This window comes from Pseudomonas sp. LBUM1668 (assembly GCF_059695715.1).
The window spans coordinates 3,089,247-3,111,475 of the sequence record NZ_CP166787.1; the positions used below are offsets into that span (position 1 = coordinate 3,089,247).

Annotated in this window: 20 protein-coding genes; 13 read left to right on the forward strand and 7 right to left on the reverse strand. The window is 59.8% G+C overall.

The window, feature by feature from the left end:
- Nucleotides 1-21: 21 nt before the first annotated feature.
- The 4 genes from ACA061_RS13875 (at nucleotide 22) to ACA061_RS13890 (ending at nucleotide 4,555) form a co-directional block, all read left to right on the forward strand.
- Nucleotides 22-1,200, forward strand: a complete 1,179-nt coding sequence (locus tag ACA061_RS13875; RefSeq protein ID WP_210552759.1) for an MFS transporter — start codon at nucleotides 22-24, stop codon at nucleotides 1,198-1,200.
- Nucleotides 1,201-1,355: 155 nt separating this feature from the next.
- On the forward strand, nucleotides 1,356-2,051 hold the full coding sequence (locus tag ACA061_RS13880; RefSeq protein ID WP_150615579.1) for an HPP family protein: 696 nt from the start codon (nucleotides 1,356-1,358) through the stop codon (nucleotides 2,049-2,051).
- Between the two features lie 242 nt (nucleotides 2,052-2,293).
- Nucleotides 2,294-3,400, forward strand: a complete 1,107-nt coding sequence (locus tag ACA061_RS13885; RefSeq protein WP_497299409.1) for an enoyl-CoA hydratase/isomerase family protein — start codon at nucleotides 2,294-2,296, stop codon at nucleotides 3,398-3,400.
- A 3-nt stretch (nucleotides 3,401-3,403) separates the two neighbouring features.
- Nucleotides 3,404-4,555: an acyl-CoA dehydrogenase family protein gene (locus tag ACA061_RS13890; RefSeq protein ID WP_497299410.1), complete on the forward strand. Its 1,152-nt coding sequence runs from the start codon at nucleotides 3,404-3,406 to the stop codon at nucleotides 4,553-4,555.
- Nucleotides 4,556-4,692: 137 nt separating this feature from the next.
- On the opposite strand, the gene ACA061_RS13895 is transcribed toward ACA061_RS13890, so the two are convergent.
- The 6 genes from ACA061_RS13895 to ACA061_RS13920 all read right to left on the reverse strand — a co-directional run bounded on the left by ACA061_RS13895 (nucleotide 4,693) and on the right by ACA061_RS13920 (nucleotide 11,711).
- Nucleotides 4,693-5,466, reverse strand: coding sequence for an enoyl-CoA hydratase (locus ACA061_RS13895; protein WP_210699994.1), 774 nt, complete (start codon nucleotides 5,464-5,466; stop codon nucleotides 4,693-4,695).
- A gap of 15 nt (nucleotides 5,467-5,481) precedes the next feature.
- Entirely contained in the window at nucleotides 5,482-6,609 is a 1,128-nt protein-coding gene (locus ACA061_RS13900; protein ID WP_150603557.1) for an acyl-CoA dehydrogenase, read from the reverse strand.
- 151 nt (nucleotides 6,610-6,760) lie between these two features.
- Complete coding sequence (locus tag ACA061_RS13905) at nucleotides 6,761-7,954, reverse strand: acetyl-CoA C-acyltransferase (RefSeq protein WP_497299411.1); 1,194 nt, start codon at nucleotides 7,952-7,954, stop codon at nucleotides 6,761-6,763.
- A gap of 12 nt (nucleotides 7,955-7,966) precedes the next feature.
- Complete coding sequence (locus ACA061_RS13910; RefSeq protein ID WP_497299412.1) at nucleotides 7,967-8,728, reverse strand: SDR family NAD(P)-dependent oxidoreductase; 762 nt, start codon at nucleotides 8,726-8,728, stop codon at nucleotides 7,967-7,969.
- Nucleotides 8,729-8,744: 16 nt separating this feature from the next.
- On the reverse strand, nucleotides 8,745-10,409 hold the full coding sequence (locus ACA061_RS13915; protein ID WP_497299413.1) for an AMP-binding protein: 1,665 nt from the start codon (nucleotides 10,407-10,409) through the stop codon (nucleotides 8,745-8,747).
- Between the two features lie 285 nt (nucleotides 10,410-10,694).
- Nucleotides 10,695-11,711, reverse strand: a complete 1,017-nt coding sequence (locus ACA061_RS13920; protein ID WP_497301936.1) for an AraC family transcriptional regulator — start codon at nucleotides 11,709-11,711, stop codon at nucleotides 10,695-10,697.
- 306 nt (nucleotides 11,712-12,017) lie between these two features.
- On the opposite strand from ACA061_RS13920, the gene efeU reads away from it, so the two are divergent.
- Genes efeU through efeO (ACA061_RS13940) form a run of 4 tightly spaced genes read left to right on the forward strand, consistent with a single transcriptional unit; the run spans nucleotide 12,018 to nucleotide 16,233 of the window.
- A complete protein-coding gene (gene efeU, locus ACA061_RS13925; RefSeq protein ID WP_497299414.1) occupies nucleotides 12,018-12,857 on the forward strand; it encodes an iron uptake transporter permease EfeU in 840 nt (279 codons plus the stop codon).
- An 8-nt stretch (nucleotides 12,858-12,865) separates the two neighbouring features.
- Nucleotides 12,866-14,065, forward strand: coding sequence for an iron uptake system protein EfeO (gene efeO, locus ACA061_RS13930; RefSeq protein WP_497299415.1), 1,200 nt, complete (start codon nucleotides 12,866-12,868; stop codon nucleotides 14,063-14,065).
- Between the two features lie 17 nt (nucleotides 14,066-14,082).
- Entirely contained in the window at nucleotides 14,083-15,381 is a 1,299-nt protein-coding gene (efeB, locus tag ACA061_RS13935) for an iron uptake transporter deferrochelatase/peroxidase subunit (RefSeq protein ID WP_497299416.1), read from the forward strand.
- A 27-nt stretch (nucleotides 15,382-15,408) separates the two neighbouring features.
- Nucleotides 15,409-16,233, forward strand: a complete 825-nt coding sequence (gene efeO / locus ACA061_RS13940) for an iron uptake system protein EfeO (RefSeq protein ID WP_150603564.1) — start codon at nucleotides 15,409-15,411, stop codon at nucleotides 16,231-16,233.
- Nucleotides 16,234-16,383: 150 nt separating this feature from the next.
- Here the strand turns inward: efeO (ACA061_RS13940) and pssA are convergent, their stop codons facing one another.
- Nucleotides 16,384-17,727 (reverse strand): CDP-diacylglycerol--serine O-phosphatidyltransferase, encoded by a 1,344-nt coding sequence (pssA, locus tag ACA061_RS13945; protein WP_210552768.1) that lies wholly within the window; start codon nucleotides 17,725-17,727, stop codon nucleotides 16,384-16,386.
- A 215-nt stretch (nucleotides 17,728-17,942) separates the two neighbouring features.
- Here pssA and ACA061_RS13950 point away from each other — a divergent pair, with 215 nt between their 5' ends.
- The 5 genes from ACA061_RS13950 (at nucleotide 17,943) to ACA061_RS13970 (ending at nucleotide 22,192) form a co-directional block, all read left to right on the forward strand.
- Nucleotides 17,943-18,506, forward strand: coding sequence for a TetR/AcrR family transcriptional regulator (locus tag ACA061_RS13950; protein ID WP_210699986.1), 564 nt, complete (start codon nucleotides 17,943-17,945; stop codon nucleotides 18,504-18,506).
- A 55-nt stretch (nucleotides 18,507-18,561) separates the two neighbouring features.
- Nucleotides 18,562-19,041: a nuclear transport factor 2 family protein gene (locus ACA061_RS13955; protein ID WP_497299417.1), complete on the forward strand. Its 480-nt coding sequence runs from the start codon at nucleotides 18,562-18,564 to the stop codon at nucleotides 19,039-19,041.
- A gap of 211 nt (nucleotides 19,042-19,252) precedes the next feature.
- Nucleotides 19,253-20,110, forward strand: a complete 858-nt coding sequence (locus ACA061_RS13960) for an SDR family oxidoreductase (protein WP_150603568.1) — start codon at nucleotides 19,253-19,255, stop codon at nucleotides 20,108-20,110.
- A gap of 171 nt (nucleotides 20,111-20,281) precedes the next feature.
- Nucleotides 20,282-21,655 (forward strand): cation:proton antiporter, encoded by a 1,374-nt coding sequence (locus ACA061_RS13965; RefSeq protein ID WP_497299418.1) that lies wholly within the window; start codon nucleotides 20,282-20,284, stop codon nucleotides 21,653-21,655.
- 240 nt (nucleotides 21,656-21,895) lie between these two features.
- Nucleotides 21,896-22,192, forward strand: coding sequence for a hypothetical protein (locus tag ACA061_RS13970; RefSeq protein WP_150615566.1), 297 nt, complete (start codon nucleotides 21,896-21,898; stop codon nucleotides 22,190-22,192).
- The last annotated feature ends 37 nt before the right edge of the window (nucleotides 22,193-22,229 follow it).

Genomic DNA, 22,229 nt, shown 5'->3' on the forward strand with positions numbered 1-22,229 from the left:
AATAAGGACATTGACCTCTTCGTGGCCACCTACTCTCCCCTGATCCGCCGGCTGATGATCAGCTCGCTGACAGTCGTCATCAGCCGTGCCCTGATCAGCCCATTGCTGACCTTGTTTCTCAGCAACAAACTTGGCCTCAACCCACAGGACGTCGGGCTGCTGCTGGGCATTGCGGTGTTCAGCGCCACACTGCTGTCGCTTTATGGGGGCTACATCATTGATCGGCTGAACAAGCGCCAGTTGCTGATTCTGACCATGCTGTCGAGCGGTATCGGCCTGATGCTGCTGACCTTCGCGCAGAATCTGTACCTGGTCACGCTGGTGCTGATCATCAGCGAAACCGCCTCGGCGCTGTTCCTGATCTGCTCCAAGGCGATCCTCAGCGAGAACCTGCCCGTCGGCCAGCGGGTCAAGGCGTTTTCCCTGACCTACACGCTGACCAACATCGGTTACGCCGTCGGCCCGATGATTGGCGTGGTGATTGCCGGCATCCAGCCTGCCGCGCCTTTTATCGTCGCCGGGGCGATTGCGTGTGGCAGCGTGTTCCTGCTGCTCGGCGCCGCCAGGGAGGTGAACCCGATATCGCCGCTCGGCCAGCCGCAAAGCTTTCTGAATACCCTGATCATTCTGAAAAACGACCGCACGATGGTCCTGTTCACTCTCGGCTGCCTGCTCAGCACGTTGGTGCACGGGCGATTCACTTTGTACCTGTCGCAGTACCTGCTGGTGACGCACACTCAGCAACAGACCCTCGACACCATGGCCGCCCTGCTCGCCTGCAACGCGATCACGGTTATCCTGCTGCAATACCAGATTGGCCGCTTCCTCAAACGTGAACACCTGCGGTACTGGATTGCCGGGGGCACCGCGCTGTTCATCGTCGGGTTGATCGGCTTCAGTTTCGCCGACAGCCTCATCGGCTGGTGCGTGGCAATGTTCATTTTCACCTTGGGCGAGATGATCATCTACCCGGCGGATTTCCTCTTCGTCGATACCCTGGCCCCGGAAGAACTGCGCGGCAGCTACTACGGCGCACAGAATCTCGCGGCACTGGGCGGTGCTCTAAGTCCGGTAATGTGTGGGTTTCTGCTGATGCACACGCCGGCGCCGAGCATGTTTTATGCGCTGAGTATTCTGGCGGGATTGGGTGGTTATCTGTGTTTTGTCAGTGGGCGCAGGGTCGCTTCAATGCAAAAGTAATGCACTCAAACTGCATTAATATGAATTTGTCAGCATCGAGAATGATCGGCACACTGTGCGCGTTCCTCCCCCAATGTTGGAACACTTCGAGGGCTTACCGGATTTACCGGGCAAGTCCTTTTTTTTGCCCGGATTTTTGCAAGGATCGGTTTTACATGCTCGCTCGCTGGTTACCCGCCGCCATCAACACCCGCCCGACCGAATGGAGCCGCGCCGCTATCGGCATGGCACTGGGGACGCTGTTCAGCGTGTGGTTGTGCGCCCAGGTCTTCGGGCATGAAGTGGCTTATCACCTGATCGGCCCGTTGGGCGCGTCGGCGGTGCTGCTGTTCGCCGTATCGTCCGGCGCCCTCGCCCAGCCTTGGTCGATTCTGGGCGGCTATCTGTGTGCCGGCGTCGTAGCGCTGCTGGTCGCTCATGTGCTCGGCCGAACACTCGGTAGCGCGTGCCTGGCGGCGGGCATGGCGTTGATTCTGATGTGCTGGTTGCGCTGCCTGCACCCACCGGCCGGCGCGTTGGCACTGACTCTGGTGCTGGCCGACCCGGCAACCATCGCCCTGGACTGGAAAGCCATGGAGCCAGTGATGCTGGGGGCTGCGTGCATGTTGGCCAGTGCCTTGGCCTACAACAACCTGACGCGCATTCGTTACCCGAAACGCCCCGCCGAACCTGCGCCCGTGGTTGCCCCGGTCGACAGCCAGGCGATTACGGCTGAAGACCTGAAACTGGCGCTGGCCGACATGGAGGCGTTCATCGACATCACGCCTGAAGATCTTGAGCAACTGATCCACGCCAGTGAACTGCATGCCAAGCGGCGCAGTATTGGTGAAGTCTTTACCCGCCCGTCCTGACTCCCTCGAACTCTTTGTAGGAGCTGCCGAAGGCTGCGATCTTTTGATGTGGATTTTTCAAGATCAAAAGATCGCAGCCTTCGGCAGCTCCTACACTGGTACTGCATTCCATCACCTGATGTAAAAACGCACACAGCCCCTGCAGATATCCCCGTTGTACACGGCAAATTTGCACTGTTACGATCCGTTAACGCTCGCGTGCGAGCTTCTCGAATAAAGACAATAAAAGCAGGGAGTTAGTGATGACTGCTCAGGCTTCATCCCCGCGGACTCTGTCCATGGATGCCACGCAAAACGAAGTGCTGGCCGAGGTTCGCAACCACATCGGTCACCTGACCCTTAACCGCCCCGCCGGCCTCAACGCCATTACCCTCGACATGGTTCGCCTGCTGCAACAGCAGCTCGACGCTTGGGCGAGCGACGCCGATGTGCACGCCGTTGTGCTGCGCGGTGCCGGTGACAAAGCCTTCTGCGCCGGTGGCGACATTCGTTCGCTTTACGACAGTTTCAAGAGCGGCGACACGCTGCACGAAGATTTCTTCGTCGAGGAATACGCCCTCGACCTGACGATTCACCATTACCGCAAACCGGTGCTGGCCCTGATGGACGGATTTGTCCTCGGTGGCGGCATGGGCCTGGTGCAAGGCGCCGATCTGCGCGTGGTCACCGAAAAGAGCCGACTGGCAATGCCGGAAGTGGCCATCGGTTATTTCCCGGACGTCGGCGGCAGCTATTTCCTGCCGCGCATTCCCGGCGAGCTGGGGATCTACCTGGGCGTCAGCGGCGTGCAGATCCGCGCTGCCGATGCGTTGTATTGCGGGCTCGCTGACTGGTATCTGGACAGCAGCAAACTGGCCATCCTCGATGAAAAACTCGATCAGATGGAATGGCAGGACACGCCACTCAAGTCGCTGCAAAACCTGTTGGCCAAACACGGCGTGCAAACCCTGCCCGATGCGCCGCTTGAAGCCTTGCGTCCGGCCATCGACCACTTCTTCGCGCTGCCGGACGTGCCAAGCATGGTCGAGCAACTGCGTGCCGTGACCGTGGCTGACAGCCATGAATGGGCGACCACCACGGCTGATCTGCTGGAAACCCGCTCACCGCTGGCCACGGCCGTTACCCTGGAAATGCTCCGTCGCGGCCGGCACTTGAGCCTGGAACAGTGCTTCGCCCTCGAACTGCACCTGGATCGTCAGTGGTTCGCCCGCGGTGACCTGATCGAAGGTGTGCGCGCCCTGCTGATCGACAAAGACAAGACACCGCGCTGGAACCCGCCAAACCTCGCCGCGCTGGACCCTGCGCATGTGGCGAGTTTCTTCCACGGTTTTGCTGAGAGCGGGAGCTGAGCCATGCACGATCTCGAACTGACTGAAGAACAAGTGATGATCCGCGACATGGCCCGGGACTTTGCCCGCGGCGAAATCGCACCTCATGCGCAAGCCTGGGAAAAGGCTGGCTGGATCGACGACGCCCTCGTGGCGAAGATGGGCGACTTGGGTCTGCTGGGTATGGTCGTGCCCGAAGAATGGGGCGGCACTTACGTTGATTACGTCGCTTATGCGCTGGCCGTGGAAGAGATTTCCGCCGGCGATGGCGCGACGGGCGCGTTCATGAGCATCCACAACTCGGTCGGTTGCGGCCCAGTGATGAATTACGGCAGCGAAGCGCAGAAACAGACCTGGCTGGCGGATCTGGCCAGCGGCGCGGTGATCGGCTGCTTCTGTCTGACCGAACCGCAGGCCGGTTCCGAAGCGCACAACCTGCGCACTCGCGCCGAGTTACGCGATGGCCAGTGGGTGATCAACGGCGCCAAGCAATTTGTCAGCAACGGCAAACGGGCAAAACTGGCGATCGTGTTTGCGGTGACTGACCCGGATCTGGGCAAGAAAGGCATTTCGGCGTTTCTGGTGCCCACCGATACACCGGGGTTCATCGTCGATCGCACCGAACACAAAATGGGCATCCGCGCTTCCGACACCTGTGCGGTGACGCTGAACAACTGCAGCATTCCCGAGGCCAATCTGCTTGGCGAGCGCGGCAAAGGTCTGGCGATTGCCCTGTCCAACCTTGAAGGCGGACGCATCGGCATTGCCGCGCAAGCGTTGGGGATTGCCCGTGCGGCGTTTGAAGCGGCGTTGGTTTATTCGCGGGATCGAGTGCAGTTCGGCAAGCCGATCAACGAGCACCAGAGCATCGCCAATCTGCTGGCCGACATGCACATGCAATTGAACGCGGCACGGCTGATGATTCTGCATGCGGCGCGTTTGCGCACGGCGGGCAAACCGTGTTTGTCGGAGGCTTCACAGGCCAAGTTGTTTGCCTCGGAAATGGCCGAGAAGGTTTGCTCGTCGGCGATTCAGATTCATGGCGGGTATGGCTATCTGGAAGACTATCCGGTCGAGAAGTACTATCGCGATGCGCGGATTACCCAGATTTATGAAGGGTCGAGCGAGATTCAACGGATGGTGATTGCTCGGGAACTGAAGAACTACCAGCTCTAAAAGCAAAAGATCGCAGCCTGCGGCAGCTCCTACAAGGAAACACATATTCCCGTGTAGGAGCTGCCGCAGGCTGCGATCTTTTGATCTTCTAAAAGCATCGCCAGCAGGCTGGCGATGAGGCCAGTCAAGCTCGCGAATTACTTACCCTTGAACTCAGGCGCCCGCTTGGCCACAAACGCTGCCATCCCTTCCTTCTGATCCTGCGTCGCAAACGCCGCATGGAACACCCGGCGCTCAAACCGCACACCCTCCGTCAGGTTGACCTCAAACGCACGGTTGACGCTTTCCTTGACCATCATCGCAATCGGCAGCGATTTGCTGGCGATCACCGCGGCGACCTTCAGCGCTTCGTCCAGCAATTCATCACTCGGCACGATCCGCGCGACGATGCCGCAACGTTCAGCTTCAATCGCGTCGATCAAACGCCCGCTCAGGCACATTTCCATGGCTTTGGCTTTGCCCACAGCACGAGTCAAACGTTGTGTGCCGCCCATGCCCGGCAGCACGCCGAGGTTGATTTCCGGCTGGCCGAATTTGGCGTTGTCGCCGGCCAGGATAAAGTCGCACATCAACGCCAGCTCACAGCCACCGCCGAGAGCGAAGCCATTGACCGCGGCGATGATCGGCTTGCGGCGGTTGGCCACGCGATCACTGTCGCTGAACAGGTCGTCCATGTAGATCTGCGGATAAGTCAGTTCGGCCATTTCCTTGATGTCGGCGCCGGCAGCGAAAGCCTTTTTTGAGCCGGTGATGACGATGCAACCGATGTTGGCATCCGCTTCCAGCGCATCAAGTGCCTGATTCACTTCGCTGACCAGTTGTGCGTTCAGCGCGTTGAGCGCCTGCGGCCGATTGAGCGTGATCAGGCCCACGCGGCCGTGATTTTCCAGGAGAATCGTTTCGTACGTCATGAATAAAATTCCTTGTCAGAGATTGCGCGAAATAACCATGCGCTGAATATCGCTGGTGCCTTCGTAGATCTGGCAGACGCGCACGTCACGGTAAATGCGCTCCAGCGGGAAATCGTTGAGATAACCGTAACCGCCGAGCGTCTGCAAGGCCATCGAGCAGACTTTCTCGGCCATCTCGGATGCAAACAGTTTGGCCATGGACGCTTCAACCAGCGCCGGTTGACCGCTGTCACGCAACGCCGCCGCGTAATGCACCATTTGCCGGGCGACGGCGATTTGCGTCGCCATATCGGCGAGGCGAAACGCAACGGCCTGGTGTTCGATGATCGGCTTGCCAAAGGTGTCACGGTCACGGGCGTAATCGCGCGCCGCTTCGAATGCTGCACGGGCCATGCCCACCGATTGCGAGGCGATACCGACACGGCCACCTTCGAGGTTGGCCAGGGCGATTTTGTAACCTTCGCCCTCCTCACCCAGCCGGTTGGCGACCGGCACTTTGACGTCTTCGAAGAGAATCTGGCAAGTGTCCGACGCGTGCTGGCCGAGCTTGTCTTCGACACGGGCGACCTTGTAGCCCGGCGAATCGGTCGGCACGATAAACGCGGTGATCCCGCGCTTGCCGGCACCGGGATCGGTCACCGCAAAGACGATCACGATCCCGGCGTTCTGCCCGGAGGTGATGAACTGTTTGCAGCCGTTCAGCACGTAATGATCGCCTTCCAGACGTGCGCGAGTCTTCAGGCTGCTGGCGTCGGAACCGGCCTGCGGTTCGGTCAGGGCGAACGCACCGAGCATCGCACCGCTGGCCAGCGGTTTGAGGAAGCGTTCACGCTGGTCGTCGTTGCCGAACTTGAGGATCGGCACGCAACCGACCGAATTGTGCACGCTCATGATCGTCGAGCAGGCACCGTCGCCGGCGGCGATTTCTTCCAGGGCCATGGCGTAGGCCAGGTAACCGGTGTCGCAACCGCCCCACTGCTCCGGCACGAGCATGCCGAAAAAGCCCAGTTCGGCCATCTCGCCAATGGCTTCCTTGGGAAAGCGGTGCTCGCGATCCCACTCGGCGGCGAACGGTTTCAGCCGTTCCTCGGCAAACTGCCGGGCCATGTCGCGGATCTGTTGTTGGTCTTCGTTGGGGATCATGGTGAGTCCTTAAATCCGGGTTACCACACGATTCCCTGTAGGAGCTGCCGGAGCCTCGGGCCGCGATCGGACGATCTTTTGATCTTTTTTTTTGCGAACTAAAGTCAAAAGATCGCAGCCTTCGGCAGCTCCTACAGGGGGATTGCGTGTGTCAGTAAACGCACTCCACGGCCATGGCCGTTGCTTCGCCGCCACCAATGCAGATGGCTGCGATGCCGCGTTTCAAATTGTTCTGGCGCAACGCCGAAAGTAACGTCACCAGAATCCGCGCACCGGACGCACCAATCGGATGGCCCAGCGCACAAGCGCCGCCGTGGATATTGAGTTTCTCGTGCGGGATGTCGAGGTGCTTCATGGCTGCCATGGCAACCACCGCAAACGCTTCGTTGACTTCAAACAGGTCAACCTCGGCCAGCGACCAACCGGCCTTCTTCACCAGTTTGTTGATCGCCCCGATCGGTGCCACCGGAAACAGCCCCGGCGTATCGGCGAACGCCGAGTGACCGTGAATGACCGCCAGCGGTTTCAAACCAAGTGTCTGCGCCTGCGACTGACGCATCAGCACCAGCGCCGCCGCACCGTCGGAGATCGAACTGGAATTCGCCGCCGTCACCGTACCGCCCTCGCGGAACGCCGGTTTCAGCGAAGCGACCTTGTCCAGCTTGGCTTTCGGCGGCTGTTCGTCATTGCTGATCAGCACCTGCTCTTTACCGACAGTCACGGTCAGCGGGACGATTTCTTCCTTGAAGCGGCCGTCCTTGATCGCCTGTTGCGCGCGGGTGGTCGAGGCGATGGCGAAGGCGTCCTGCGCTTCACGGCTGAACTCATTGGTGTCGGCGCATTCCTCGGCGAAGGTGCCCATCAGACGCCCCTTGTCGTAGGCGTCTTCGAGACCGTCGAGGAACATCGAATCCAGCACCCGGCCGTGGCCCATGCGGTAACCGGCGCGGGCACGATCCAGCAGATAGGGCGAGTTGGACATGCTTTCCATGCCGCCGGCGATCACCACATCGGCGCTGCCAGCGACCAGCATGTCGTGGGCCAGGATGGTGGTTTCCATGCCCGAGCCGCACATCTTGTTGACGGTGGTGCAACGGGTCGATTTATCCAGCCCGGCGCCCAGCGCTGCTTGTCGCGCAGGGGCCTGACCGAGGCCGGCGGGCAATACGCAACCGAACAGCACTTCATCGACCGCATCGCTGGCGACACCGGCACGTTCAACCGCTGCCTTGATGGCGGCAGCGCCGAGTTGCGGCGCGGTGAGGCTTTTCAGTTCGCCCTGAAAACCGCCCATCGGGGTACGAACGGCGCTGACGATAACAATCGGATCGTTGGAAATAGTCATGACAAATCCTCCTTACTTGGCGGCCATGCGCAAGGCACCGTCGAGACGGATCACCTCGCCGTTGAGCATGCTGTTTTCGATGATATGCCGAACCAGCGCGGCGTACTCGGCAGGCTTGCCCAGACGCGGCGGGAACGGTACGCCCGCAGCCAGCGAGTCGCGGACTTCCGGGGTCATGCCGGCCATCATCGGCGTTTCAAAAATGCCCGGGGCGATGGTCATCACGCGGATGCCGAAGCGCGCCAGTTCGCGGGCGGCTGGCAGGGTCAGGCTGGCGATGGCACCCTTGGATGCTGCATACGCGGCCTGACCAATCTGGCCGTCGAACGCCGCTACCGAGGCAGTGTTGATGATCACACCGCGCTCACCGTCGGCATTGGCCTCGCTCTCGGCAATCGCCGCTGCAGCCAGGCGCAGCATGTTGAAGCTGCCGATCAGGTTGACGTTGATCACCAGGGCGAAACTGGCCAGCGCGTGCGGGCCGGTCTTGCCGAGAATCTTCTCGCCACGGACGATGCCGGCGCAGTTGACCAGACCGTTGAGGCTGCCAAATGCAGTGACGGTCGCTTGAACGGCGGCTTCGGCGGCGGCTTCGTTACTGATGTCGGCGACGACGCTTTGCGCACCCAACCGTTTGGCCTGCGCGGCAACCGCTTCGGCGTTCATGTCCACCAGCATCACTTTGGCGCCGGCACTCACCAGCAACTCAGCGGTGGCTGCTCCCAGGCCAGACGCGCCGCCAGTGACGATAAAAACCTTGTTCTCGATCTGCATGACTGTTTCCTTCGATTCAAGCTGAAACGTTGTGCGCCGCGGCCTTTTGAGCCTTGGCGATTTCCTGGTTGCGCAAGATAAAGCGCTGCAATTTGCCGCTTGGGGTTTTGGGCAATTCGCTGACAAATTCGATTTCACGCGGGTACGAATGCGCGGCCAGACGCTTGCGTACGTGCTGGCGAAGTTCTTCCGCCAACGCAGGCTCCGCGCGGTATTGCGCGCTGAGCACCACGAAGGCTTTGACCAGTTCGGTGCGCTCCGGATCGGGTTTGCCGACCACCGCTGCTTCGACCACGGCAGGATGTTCGATCAGCGCGCTTTCGACATCGAACGGGCCGACGCGGTAGCCAGACGTGGTAATCACGTCGTCGCTGCGTCCGACGAAACTGATACTGCCGTCCGGGTTCCACTCCACGGTGTCGCCGCTCAGGTAGTAATCGCCGACAAAGGCTTTGGTTGGCGCGCCTTCATAGCCGCCAAACCAGCACATCGGCGACTTGGCGCGGTCGATGGCGAGGATGCCCGGCTGACCGACGCCGAGTTCGTTGTTCTGCTCGTCGAGCACCACAATGCGATGCCCCGGTGAGGCGAAACCGGCGGCGCCAACGTGAACCGCATGGTCGAGGCCATGGTGGTTGCACAGCACCATGCCCAGTTCGGTCTGGCCGTAATGGTCGTGGATGACCACGTCGAGGTTGTCGGCGAACCAGCGGATCACTTCCGGGTTCAGCGGCTCGCCCGCGCTGCTGATGATCCGCAGCTTGCCTTTTATCAACCTTGCGAACTCGTCACCGCCGGCAATCAGCAGACGATAGGCCGTCGGCGAACCGGTGAGATTGGTGATCCCGTACTTGTTGATCACCCGGCAGGTGCTTTCGAGGGTGAACGGGCCATCGTAGAAAGTGATCGGATGCCCCATGGCCAACGGACCGGTGACGCCGAAATAGATGCCATAGGCCCAACCCGGATCGGCTACGTTCCAGAATGCATCTTCCGGGCGCAGATCCACCGCATCACGGGTGTAACTCTGGAACGCAACAATCGCCTTTAGCGGTACCGACAGCGCTTTCGCCGGACCGGTGGTGCCCGAGGTGAACATCAGCAGGAACGGGTCTTCGCCGCTCAGCCGCACGGGTTCGCAGACGTTGGAATAATTGGCCAGTTCAGCCCAGAAACTGAAATCGCCACGGACAATGCCCTGGCCCTTGGGGCCGCCAACTGTGACCAGGGTCGGGCAGTCGGCGACTTCAGCGAGCTTCGGCCGGTTGACGGCGTCGGTCACCACGACTTTGGCGCCGGAGCTGTTCAGTCGATGTTCGAGGGCCTTGGGCCCGAACGCGGTGAACAGCGGTTGGTACACCGCTCCGATGCGCCAGGTGGCAAAAACGGTAATGAGCAATTCGACATTGCGTGGCAGCAGACCGGCGACCTTGTCACCCTTCTGTACGCCTTGGGCGAGGAGGAAATTGGCGAAACGCGCGGCTTTGTCCTGCAGGTCGCTGAAGGTGTACGTCGCGCTGGCGCCGTCGCGACCTTCCCAGAACAGCGCGATGCGCCCCGGCAATGCATGGCGGTCGCAGCATTCGACGCAGGCGTTGAGCGCCTCAAGCGAGCCGCTGAGCGCGGCGTCTACAGTGTGCTGATAGTTGAACTGTTCGGTGGCAGACAAGTAATCGCGCATTGCCAGAATCCCTCTGTGTTTTTATTAGGCTGGGAACCGTAAACAACAGAGGGATAGTCGCGCTGCACGGGGCTGGGGGCAATGGTCAAAGCCATCAAAGTGGCTGACTGGTTTGGCCAGGGTTCTGAATATGACTCACAACTTCTGTAGGAGCTGCTGTAGGAGCTGCCGAAGGCTGCGATCTTTTGATTCTGCTTTTTAAGATCAAAAGATCGCAGCCTTCGGCAGCTCCTACAGGGAATGCAGTTCCAATGTGGGAGCCAGCCTGCTGGCGATGGCGTCAGATCAAACAACTTCATTCAATATCAGCGTGCGGTAATGCCCGGGATTTGACCCCGACCACTTGCGAAACGCCTTGTAGAACGAACTGGCATCGGCAAACCCCAAACGGCTGGCGATCTCGACAAAGCTGATCGACGGCTCGGCCAGCCAGACAATCGCCAGCTCCTTGCGCACGCTGTCCTTGAGGCCCTGATATGTCTGCCCTTCTTCCGCCAGACGGCGGCGCAAAGTCGAGGCCGACATGCACAGTTGCTGGGCCAGCGCTTCGGTTTCCGGCCACTGCTCGGCAGGCAACTGACGCAAATCGTGTTTGATCCGGCTGGCCAGGCTCTGCGGGTCGCGGTACTTGACCAGAATGTTGGCCGGCGCGTGAGCCAAGAAGCGCTTGAGCTCCTCGGCGGAACGTTTGATCGGCAAATCGAGGCAATCGGCGGAAAAGATCATCCGCGTGCGTGGCCGATCAAAGCGCAGGTTGTCCGAGAACATCACCCGATAGTCATCGGTAAAGTCCGGCGCCGGGCAACGCAGCTCGATGGCCAGGATCGGAATCCGCCGCCCCGCCAGCCAGCAGGCCACGCCGTGGACGATCATCCAATAGGTGAAATAGGTAAACGCGCGGCGTGGTTCGGGATCGTCTTCGAGCAGGACAATTTCCGCCAGACTCTGCTGATGCACCAGTTGCGCCGGAAGGCGTTCGAGCATCAGCGACAGAAAGCTCAGCCCTGTGTTCAAACCGGCCGCCAGCGTCGGTTGTGCCATGGCGCTGCGACAGAGGAACTCCAGACTGCCGGACTTGAGCTTGCGCGGGTCCATGCCGAAAAACTCGTCATCACCCCGCCGAGCCAACAAGCGCCAGAGCTTTGCATATTGCGACGCCGGCACCCGGCCATCGACGGTTTGCAGCAATACCGGATCAATACCGACCTTGCTCAAGACTTCTTCCGTGGTAATGCCCGGGGCACAACTTTGCAGCAGCGCTTCACGCACCAGTTGCACGGCGATGGTGTCTTTTTCCGACATGGAACGCGGCAGACCTTGTTGTTTTTGAATGATGGGCATCTTACCGCAGCCACCCGCGCGTTGCTGTCTCGAAAACACTGCAAAACCCTGTGGGAGCGGGCTTGCCCGCGATAGCGATGGAACTGCTGGCATTTCTGTTGGCTGAAAGGACGCCATCGCGGGCAAGCCCGCTCCCACAAGGAATTGTGCAGAACAAAAATTCAGGTTGTTCAGCTTGTGTTCAGGTTCTTGTCAATCATTGTCATATGGGAATGAGTGTCATTATGTTACAACTTAGCTTCCTATCTAAATCACCGCGGATACCGAATGCTCGTTCCCTTTCTGATCATGTTGCGCGAAGGCATTGAAGCCGCGTTGATCGTTGGCATTATCGCCAGCTACCTGCAACAGACCGGCCGCGGCCAATGGATGCCCGCCGTGTGGATCGGCGTTTTTCTCGCAGCAGCCCTGGCATTGCTGGTCGGCGGTGGCCTGGAACTGGTCAGCGCCGAATTCCCGCAAAAGCAGCAGGAACTGTTCGAAGGCGTGGTCGGGTTGGTGGCTGTGGCGATTCTCAGCTCGATGGTGTTCTGGATGCGCAAGGTCGCGCGGTCGATCAAGCATTCGCTGCACGCGTCGCTGGATCAGGCACTGACTTCGTCCAAGCATCAGGTGATTGCGCTGATCGCCATGGTCTTCTTCGCCGTGGCGCGAGAGGGTCTGGAAACGGTGTTCTTTCTGCTCGCCGTGTTCCAGCAGAGCGAAGGCCCGGGCGCGCCGATTGGTGCCCTGCTCGGCCTTATTCTGGCGATCATCGTTGGCTTCCTAATCTACAGCGGTAGCATGCGCCTCAACCTCTCGGCATTTTTCAAGTGGACCGGGTTGTTCATTCTGGTCGTGGCCGCGGGGATTCTCGCCAATTCGGTGCAAGCCCTGCATGAAGCCGGCCTGTGGAATCACCTGCAAACCGTGCTCTTCGATTTCAGCGCGACGCTGCCGATGGATGGCCCGCTGGGCTCGGTGCTGGCCGGCATGTTCGGTTATCAGGATGCGCCGACGGTCAGCACCCTCGGCGCGTACCTGATCTATCTGCTGCTGGCGCTGGTGATGTTCTTCCTGCCCGCGCCCAAGCCTGACGCGCAATCGTCTTCCGTTTCCAGCCAATAAGGGCACTCATGTCAAAGCCTAATACTCCTCAGGCCTCGCCTCCCCGTGCCTTGCGTTGGGCGCTGGCCGGTTCGGTGGTCGTGATGATCGCCGCCGGTGGCCTGTTCTGGTACGCCTCGAAAATGGCCGCGGCCAAGCGTCAGCACAACCACGATGAAGTGGTGGTCAACATTCATCCGGGCAATTGCGAGCCGAACGCCCTGACAGTCCCGGCCGGTCGCGCCAGTTTCCGTATCGTCAACCGTTCCGAACGTGCGGTGGAATGGGAAATCCTCGACGGCGTGCTGGTGGTCGAAGAGCGTGAAAACATCGCCCCGGGCCTGAGCCAGGTAATCAATGCCAACCTGCAACCCGGCGACTACGCCATCACTTGCGGCCTGCTGAGCAACCCGCGCGGCACCCTGCATGTGACACCGACCGCCGCTTCTGACGCCGCCGCGAAAGCCAAGCCGTCGATGGTTGCCTTCATCGGGCCGCTGTCGGAATTCCGTGTGTATCTGGCCAGCCAGGGCAGCGCGTTGATCAAAACCACCACCGCGCTCAATCAGGCGATTGCCAATGGCGACTTGAGTCAGGCGCAGGCGTTGTACCTGCCGGCGCGGGCGGCGTATCAACGCTTGGCTCCGGCGGCTCAGCGACTGGCCGAACTGGACAACCGCATCAATGCGCGCGCCGACTACTTCGAGAAGCGCGAGCAGGATCCGGCGTTCGTCGGTTTCCACCGCATCGAATACTCGCTGTTCCAGCAACACAAACTCGATGATCTCGCCGTCGTCGCCCAGCGTCTGGTGAGCGACGTCACCACGCTGAAACAGCAACTGCTCGCACAATCGTTGCCGCCGGAGCAACTGGTCAACATCGTCGTGCGCAACCTCAACACTCTCGCCGACGTGCGTGCCGCCAGCGGTGAAGAAGAACGCTACAGCCACAGCGACCTCAACGGTTTCGCCGCCAATCTTCAAACCGCCCACAAAGTGGTCGATCTGCTGCGGCCGATGTTGAACAAATCGGCGGCGGATCTGTTGCCGAAAATCGAGCAGACGCTGGCCGACTTCGACAACGAAATGAACAGCTACAAGGTCAAGGACGGCTACGCCAGCTACGACGCCATCAACGGCGCGCAACGCAAGCAGATCGCCGACAAGGCGCAGGCTTTGGCCGACGCACTTGATGGCATCGATCCAGCCCTTGGCCTCTCCGGCCTGTAAGCAGAAGACCCGTACCGATGAAAGACTCAGAACAACTCAACCTGCAACGCCGCCGCGTACTGATGGGCATGGGCGCTGCCGGTGTCGCACTGGCCGGATCGGCCCTGAGCTGCCCGGCCATGGCTGCCGCACCTGCGCAAGTCACCGAAGCACCGAGCAGCGACAAGACTGAAGACCGTCACGATTTCCACGGCGTGCATCAAACCGGCATCGTCACCCCTCGCCCGGCATCGGGCATGTTGGTGGCGTTCGATGTGTTGGCCAGTGATCGCGAAGATCTCGAGCGATTGTTTCGCACGCTCAACGAGCGCATCGCCTTCCTGATGAAGGGCGGTCCGGTCGCGCAGCTCGACCCGAAACTGCCGCCGCCGGATTCCGGCATCCTCGGCCCGGTCGTCACCCCGGACAACCTGACTATCACCGTGTCCGTGGGCGACTCGCTGTTCGATGAGCGCTTCGGCCTGACGGACGCCAAACCCAAACGTCTGCAACGCATGGTCGGTTTCCCCAACGATGCGCTGGAGGCCGATTGCTGCCATGGCGATTTGAGTCTGCAGTTCTGCGCCAACACCGCCGACACCAACATCCACGCCTTGCGCGACATCGTCAAAAACCTGCCGGACCTGTTGCTGGTGCGCTGGAAACAGGAAGGCAGCGTGCCGCCGCAAGCCCCGGCCAAGCCCGGTGCGCCGGCGCAATCGGCGCGCAATTTCCTTGGTTTCCGTGATGGCTCGGCCAACCCCGATTCCAACGACGATAACGCCATGGATCGCCTGGTATGGGTGCAACCGGGCAGCGACGAACCGGCCTGGGCGGCGCATGGCAGTTATCAAGCGGTACGGATCATCCGCAACTTCGTCGAACGCTGGGATCGCACGCCGTTACAGGAGCAGGAAAGCATTTTCGGTCGGACCAAGAACACCGGCGCGCCGATGGGCGGCCACCACGAAAGCGAGGTCCCGGATTACAGCAAAGACCCGGAAGGCAAGCTGACCAGGCTCGACGCGCACATTCGCCTGGCCAACCCACGCACTGCCGCCAGCCAGGCCAATCTGATCCTGCGCCGACCGTTCAACTACTCCAACGGCGTCAACAAGAACGGCCAGCTTGACATGGGCCTGCTGTTCATCTGTTACCAGGCCGATCTGGAAAAAGGCTTTATCACCGTGCAGACCCGCCTCAACGGCGAACCGCTGGAGGAATACCTCAAACCGGTCGGCGGCGGTTACTTCTTCACCCTGCCGGGGGTGACGGGCGACAAGGACTTTATCGGTCGCTCGCTGCTCAACGCCACACAACCCAAAACAGCCGCATAAAACAACTTCAACACTGGAGCCGCCCCCATGAAAAAGACGCCACTCGCGTTATTGCTGACCCTCGGTTTGCTCAACACCCCGCTGTCGGCATTCGCCGCGACAGCACCGCTGGATCTGGTCGGGCCGGTGTCGGACTACAAGATCTACGTCACCGAACAACTCGATGAACTGGCCAGCCACACCCAGCAATTCACCGACGCTGTGAAGAAAGGCGACCTGGCAACCGCACAAAAGCTCTACGCACCGACCCGCGTTTTCTACGAGTCGATCGAGCCGATTGCCGAGCTGTTCAGTGACCTCGATGCGTCCATCGACTCGCGTGTGGATGACCACGAAAAAGGCGTGAAGGCTGAAGATTTCACCGGTTTCCACCGTATCGAATATTCGCTGTTTTCGGAAAAGAGCACCCAGGGCCTCGACGCACTAGCGGATGGCTTGAACAAAGACGTGCAAGACCTGCAAACCCGCGTCGCTGGCCTGACCTTCCCGCCGGAAAAAGTGGTGGGCGGCGCTGCTGCGTTGCTGGAAGAAGTGGCCGCAACGAAGATCTCTGGCGAGGAAGATCGCTACAGCCACACCGACCTGTATGACTTCCAGGGCAACATCGACGGCGCGAAGAAAATCGTCGATTTGTTCCGTCCGCAAATCGAGCAGCAGGACAAAGCTTTCATAGCGAAAGTCGACAAGAACTTCGCCACCGTCAACAAGGTGCTGGCCAGGTACAAGACTCAGGATGGCGGGTTTGAGACGTATGACAAGGTTAAGGATAACGACCGCAAGGCGCTGGTCGGGCCGGTGAATACCTTGGCGGAAGACCTTTCCACGTTGCGTGGGAAGTTGGGGCTGAACTGAGTGTTGTAAGGTTTTTCAGGGCCTCATCGCTGGCAAGCCAGCTCCCACAGGTTTGGCCGGTGTTCACAAAATCTGTGTGCACTGCAAACCCTGTGGGAGCTGGCTTGCCAGCGATGGCGTCAGCAGGCCCGCCGCATCATCCGGATCAATTTACAGAATCCGGTAAAGCAACCGCTCAATCCGCACCCGACTCACGCGCTTGAGAAACTTCGCCACCCCGGCCGGGTACTCCGGCAAGGTCTCCAGATCGTGGAAGCTGGAAATCCGCGAGGTATGGCGGAAGATCGCCTCCAGCTCCTGCGCTCGCGGGGCCACCCACTCGCCTTTGGGATCATCGATCAACAACGCATTTTCCAGGTCCAGGCGGAACGCCCTTGGATTAAGGTTGTTGCCGGTCAGCAGCGTATAGCGCTGGTCGATCCACATGCCCTTGAGGTGATAGGTGTTGTCGCCGTCACGCCACAGGTGCAGGTTCAACTGACCACTGTCGATGCTGCGCTGATGGCGTTTGGCGAACCGACGCAGGCTGATCTCGTACAGGTACGGCAACGCTGCGATCACCCGGAACGGCTCGCTCGGCGGGATGTAGAAGTCGTTGGCGGTCTTGTCGCCGACCACGATGTCGATCTTCACGCCACGGGCCAGCGCGCGGTTGATCTCGCGGATCACCCCCAGCGGCAGGTTGAAGTAAGGCGTGCAGATGGTTAGCTGCTTTTGCGCACTGGCGATCAATTCGAGAATCGCCCGGTTCAACGGGTTGTTCTTGCCCACGCCGAGCAATGGACTGACCGACAGCCCCTCTTTTGCAGTGCTGCCGGCACTGGTGTCGTAGGTCGCGTGCTTGAGGCGACTGCGCAGATCGCCGATGTCGTTGCGCAGGCTGCGGGTGGTCGGCAGGTTCGGCAGGTCGAGGCGATGCACCGCTTTTGATTCGATCAGGCCGTGCTTGACCAGGTGATGCATCGAGTCCGCCAGCTCATGGCTTTGCAAGACGTGATAGCGGTCGAACCGGTACTTGTCGAACTTGTGCAGGTAAACGTTGTTCAGGCTGGCGCCGCTGTAGACCACGCAATCGTCGATCACGAAGCCCTTCAAATGCAGCACACCGAACAGTTCGCGGGTCTGCACCGGCACGCCATAGACCGGCACTTCACTCTGGTGAGTGCGGGTCATTTCCTGATACCACGCCGAATTGCCCGGCTGCTTGCCGGCACCGATCAGCCCGCGTTGGGCGCGCAGCCAGTCAACCACCACGGCGATTTCCAGCTCGGGACGCTTGAGTTTGGCGGCGTGCAAGGCATCAAGGATTTCCTGACCGGCTTCGTCTTGCTGCAAATACAGGGCGACGATATAGATGCGCTGGGTCGCCGCAGCGATTTTCTCCAGCAGGCAACGACGGAACTCGGCGGCGCCGGACAAAATGGTCACGGCCTCGGCGGTCAGCGGAAAGCTGCGCAGTTTAGGCAGCAGAGAGCGTTTGAAAAGCAACGGCATAGGGCTCGCAATGGGTCGAATCCGAAGAACCCGAGAGCTTACACCATCGATCCCTGTGGGTCTTGTGAGGGGCTGTAAAGAGATCAAAAGATCGCAGCCTTCGGCAGCTCCTGCACGGGGGTTGTGAACACCTTGCAGGAGCTGCCGAAGGCTGCGATCTTTTGGCTTTAAAAAATACCTTGCCAATGAAGAACGTCCGTTCTACTGTGCGCAACATGAACAAAATCACTGACACCTCAACCCGCGACATCATTCTGGATGTCACCGAAAAGCTGATCTACAAAAGTGGCATCGCCGCCACGGGCATGGATCTTCTGGTGAAAACCGCCGGCGTCTCCAGAAAGAGCATCTACCGCTACTTCACCAATAAGGACGAGTTGGTGACCGCCGCCCTGCAACGCCGCGACGTGCGCTGGATGCACTGGTACCGGAGCGCTGTCGATCAGGCCGAAACGCCGGCCGATCGCCTGCTCAACCTGTTTACCGTGCTCAAGGGCTGGTTCGCCTCGGAAGGTTTCCGCGGCTGCGCCTTTATCAACACCAGTGGTGAGACCGGCGACGCGCAAGATCCGGTGCGTCTGGTCGCCAGGGAACACAAACAGAAACTGCTCGACTACGTGTGCGAGCTGTGTACCGAACATGGCGCCAAGGACCCGCAGTTGCTGGCCAAACAGCTGCTGATCCTGATTGACGGCGCCATTACCGTAGCGCTTGTGATGGGTGATCACAGTGCCGCCGATAATGCGCAATGCATGGCGCGAAAGTTATTGGACCTGTAACGCCTTAATAAGCCTGACAAGTTGTTTAAACGTTGAATCTATCGGGAGACTGATTATGTCTACTGCAGCTCAGGTACGTCCGCCATTGCCACCCTTCAACCGTGAATCGGCTATCGAGAAAGTTCGTCTGGCCGAAGACGGCTGGAACTCCCGCGACCCTGAAAGGGTTTCGCTGGCTTACACCCTCGACACGAAATGGCGCAACCGCGCCGAGTTCGCCAACAACCGTGAAGAAGCCAAAGACTTCCTCACCCGTAAATGGGCGAAAGAGCTGGATTACCGCCTGATCAAGGAACTCTGGGCCTACTCGGACACGCGCATTGCCGTGCGCTATGCCTACGAATGGCACGACGATTCAGGGAACTGGTTCCGCTCCTACGGTAATGAAAACTGGGAGTTCGACGACAACGGTTTGATGTTCCAGCGCTACGCGTGCATCAACGACATGCCGATTCAGGAAAGCGAGCGCAAGTTTCACTGGCCGCTGGGTCGCCGGCCGGATGATCATCCGGGGCTGTCGGACCTTGGTTTGTAACCCGCACCTGTAAGAGCTGCGGCACGCTGCGATCTTTTGATCTTGCTCTTAAAAAACGGATCAAAAGATCGCAGCCTCGTTTCACTCGACAGCTCCTACAGGGGGACTTGGGTTTTGCTCAGTGCAAAATCGTCAACGCAAATCCGATCGAACTCATGGCAAACCCGCCGGGTCAACCAGCCATACCCGCCATGAGACTCGGAGACCTACGATGACCGATTATCCAAAACCACCCTTCCCTGCGCAGGCCCAATCCGTTCCCGGTTCGCAACGCAAAATGGAGCCATACCCTGATTGTGGTGAGCAAAGCTACGTCGGCTCTGGCCGCCTGGCCGGCAAGATCGCCCTGATCACTGGCGGCGACAGCGGTATCGGCCGCGCTGTGGCCATTGCTTTTGCCCGTGAAGGCGCTGACGTTGTCGTCGCTTACCTCAATGAACACGAAGACGCCAAGGAAACCGCGCGCTGGGTCGAACAGGCCGGTCGCCAATGCCTGTTGCTGTCGGGTGACCTCGCGCAAAAGTCCCATTGCCAGGACCTGGTCGATCAAACCATTGAACGCTTCGGCCGCATCGACGTGCTGGTCAACAACGCCGCGTTCCAGATGACCCATGAAAACTTCGAAGACATCCCCGATGACGAATGGGTGATGACATTCGACGTCAACATCACCGCGATTTTCCGTTTGTGTCAGGCGGCGATCAAACACATGCGCCCCGGCGCGTCGATCATTAACACCAGTTCAGTCAATTCCGACATGCCGAAGCCGACCCTGCTGGCCTACGCCACCACCAAAGGTGCGATCGCCAACTTTACCGGTGGTCTGGCGCAGATGCTCGGGCCCAAGGAAATCCGCGTGAACTGCGTGGCGCCGGGGCCGATCTGGACCCCTCTGATTGTCTCGACCATGCCGGATGAAGAAGTGCAGAACTTCGGTGGCAATACACCGTTGGGGCGTCCCGGCCAGCCGGTGGAAGTGGCGCCGATCTATGTGCTGCTGGCCTCGGATGAAGCCAGCTACATCACTGGTCAACGCTATGGCGTGACCGGCGGCAAACCGATGCTCTGACGTCAGCCCCTGATCAGTGCCGCCCCCGTCCCGTGTAGGAACTGCCGCAGGCTGCGATGTTTTGATCTGGTCTTCTAGAATCAAAAGATCGCAGCCTGCGGCAGCTCCTACAGGGAATTCGGCGGGACAAATGAACACGACGCCCGGTCTACCCATTACGAGAGAAGAATCATGAGTTTTACCGTGTGGGTTGCCGTGCTCGGCGCCGTGTTACTGACCTTGGCGCTGACGTCCTCGTACTTGCGCTGGATGCCGGTGACCACCTCGGCGGTGTGCTTGCTGCTGGGTGTTGCGATTGGCCCCAGTGGCCTGGATCTGCTGAAACTGTCGCTGGAGGACGCCTCACTGTGGATGGAGCACCTGACGGAAGTCGCGGTGCTCTTTTCGTTGTTTGTCTGCGGATTGAAACTGCGCCTGCCGTTACGCGATAAACGCTGGCGAATCGCGTTCGGCCTGGCCGGCCCGGTCATGGTGCTGACCATCGCTGGCGTTTGCCTGTTGTTGCATTGGGGTTTGCAGCTGCCGTGGGGGCCATCGTTGCTGATCGGCGCGATTCTGGCGCCGACCGACCCGGTACTCGCGGCGCTGGTCCAGGTCAACGATGCGCGGGATGTCGACAGCGTGCGGTTCGGCCTGTCTGGCGAGGCCGGGCTGAATGACGGTATCGCCTTTCCTTTCGTAATCCTCGGGTTGTTATTGCTACAGGGCGATAGCAGCACCGGACTATGGCAGGACTGGTTTTTGCGCAGCGTGTTATGGGCTGTACCCGCCGGATTGCTGACCGGTTACTGGATGGGCCGCGGCATTGGCCGGGTGACGCTGTCATTACGCATCCACAACGAAGACAGCACCCTGAGCCCCAATGACTATCTGGCGCTGGCATTGATCGCGCTGGCCTATGTCGTGGCCGAAGCCATTGGTGGTTACGGCTTCCTGTCGGTATTTGCTGCGGGACTAGGCCTGCGTCAGGTGGAAGTGCAATCCACCGGTGCCGGCCAGCCGCCCGCCGAGCATCTGGTGCAACCGGTGGTCGGTCACCTGAACGCGGAGCCGCAGCATGCAGTGCATGGCGATACCGAACGTTTGGAAGACAGCCAGGTTGCTGCCGGGATCATGATGGGTGACATGTTGTCGTTCGGGGGCTTGGTCGAACGGGCGATGGAAGTGTTTCTCGTCACACTGCTGGGTGTTGTGCTGATTGCACACTGGGACTGGCGGGCGTTACTGATTGGCGGCGTGTTGTTCTGCCTGATTCGCCCGCTTTGTGTTGCGCTGATGCCGTGGGGATCTTTGCTGGAGGGACGGCAACGTTTGCTGATCGGCTGGTTTGGCATTCGCGGGATCGGCAGCCTGTTCTATCTGTTTTATGCCTTGAATCATGGGCTGAGCGATTCGGTGGCTACGTTGTGTACCGACCTGACGCTGTCGGTGGTGGCGCTGAGCATTTTGCTGCATGGCATCAGTACGCAACCGATCCTTGCGCGATATGAACAGCGCAAAAAGCGCTCTCCCCAAAAATCTCAGCAACCCCGCCAACCTGTGTAGGAGCTGCCGAAGGCTGCGATCTTTTGATCGTAAAAAACAAGATCAAAAGATCGCAGCCTTCGGCAGCTCCTACAGGGGGTTGTGGGGGTGGAAAATTGTTGTGAAAAAAATGGATCGCTCAGCAATTGTCAGCGGTCACAACCTTAACCCCCGTCGCACCCTGTGTCGGGGCACGGCAGGTTCGGTTCCCCTGCGGCGCTACGCCTTAGAAAAGGAATCCCGTCATTTAAGGTTACGGTCATGAAAGAATGCTCGACTCCTGCGCAAATCAAGGCTTGCAGGGCTTTGGCCCTGGAACGCAATCGTCAATTGTTCGAAGAAGCGCAGGCGCTCAATCGAGCGGCGCACCAGTTACTCGAATCCGGGCAACTGGACGCCGAACAGTTTGAGCACTATCGGGCGTTGCGAGGCAAAGCCGATGTGAAGTTTGCCGATGCGATTGATCATCTGTGCGTGTTGAATGAGGATTTTCCGCCGATTCCGATGTCGGTGCAGAATTCGCAGGGGTTGCGGCGGGAGCTTGAGACAGCGCAGTGAGGTCGGGCGCCGAGAGCCCTCACCCTCTGGGAGAGGG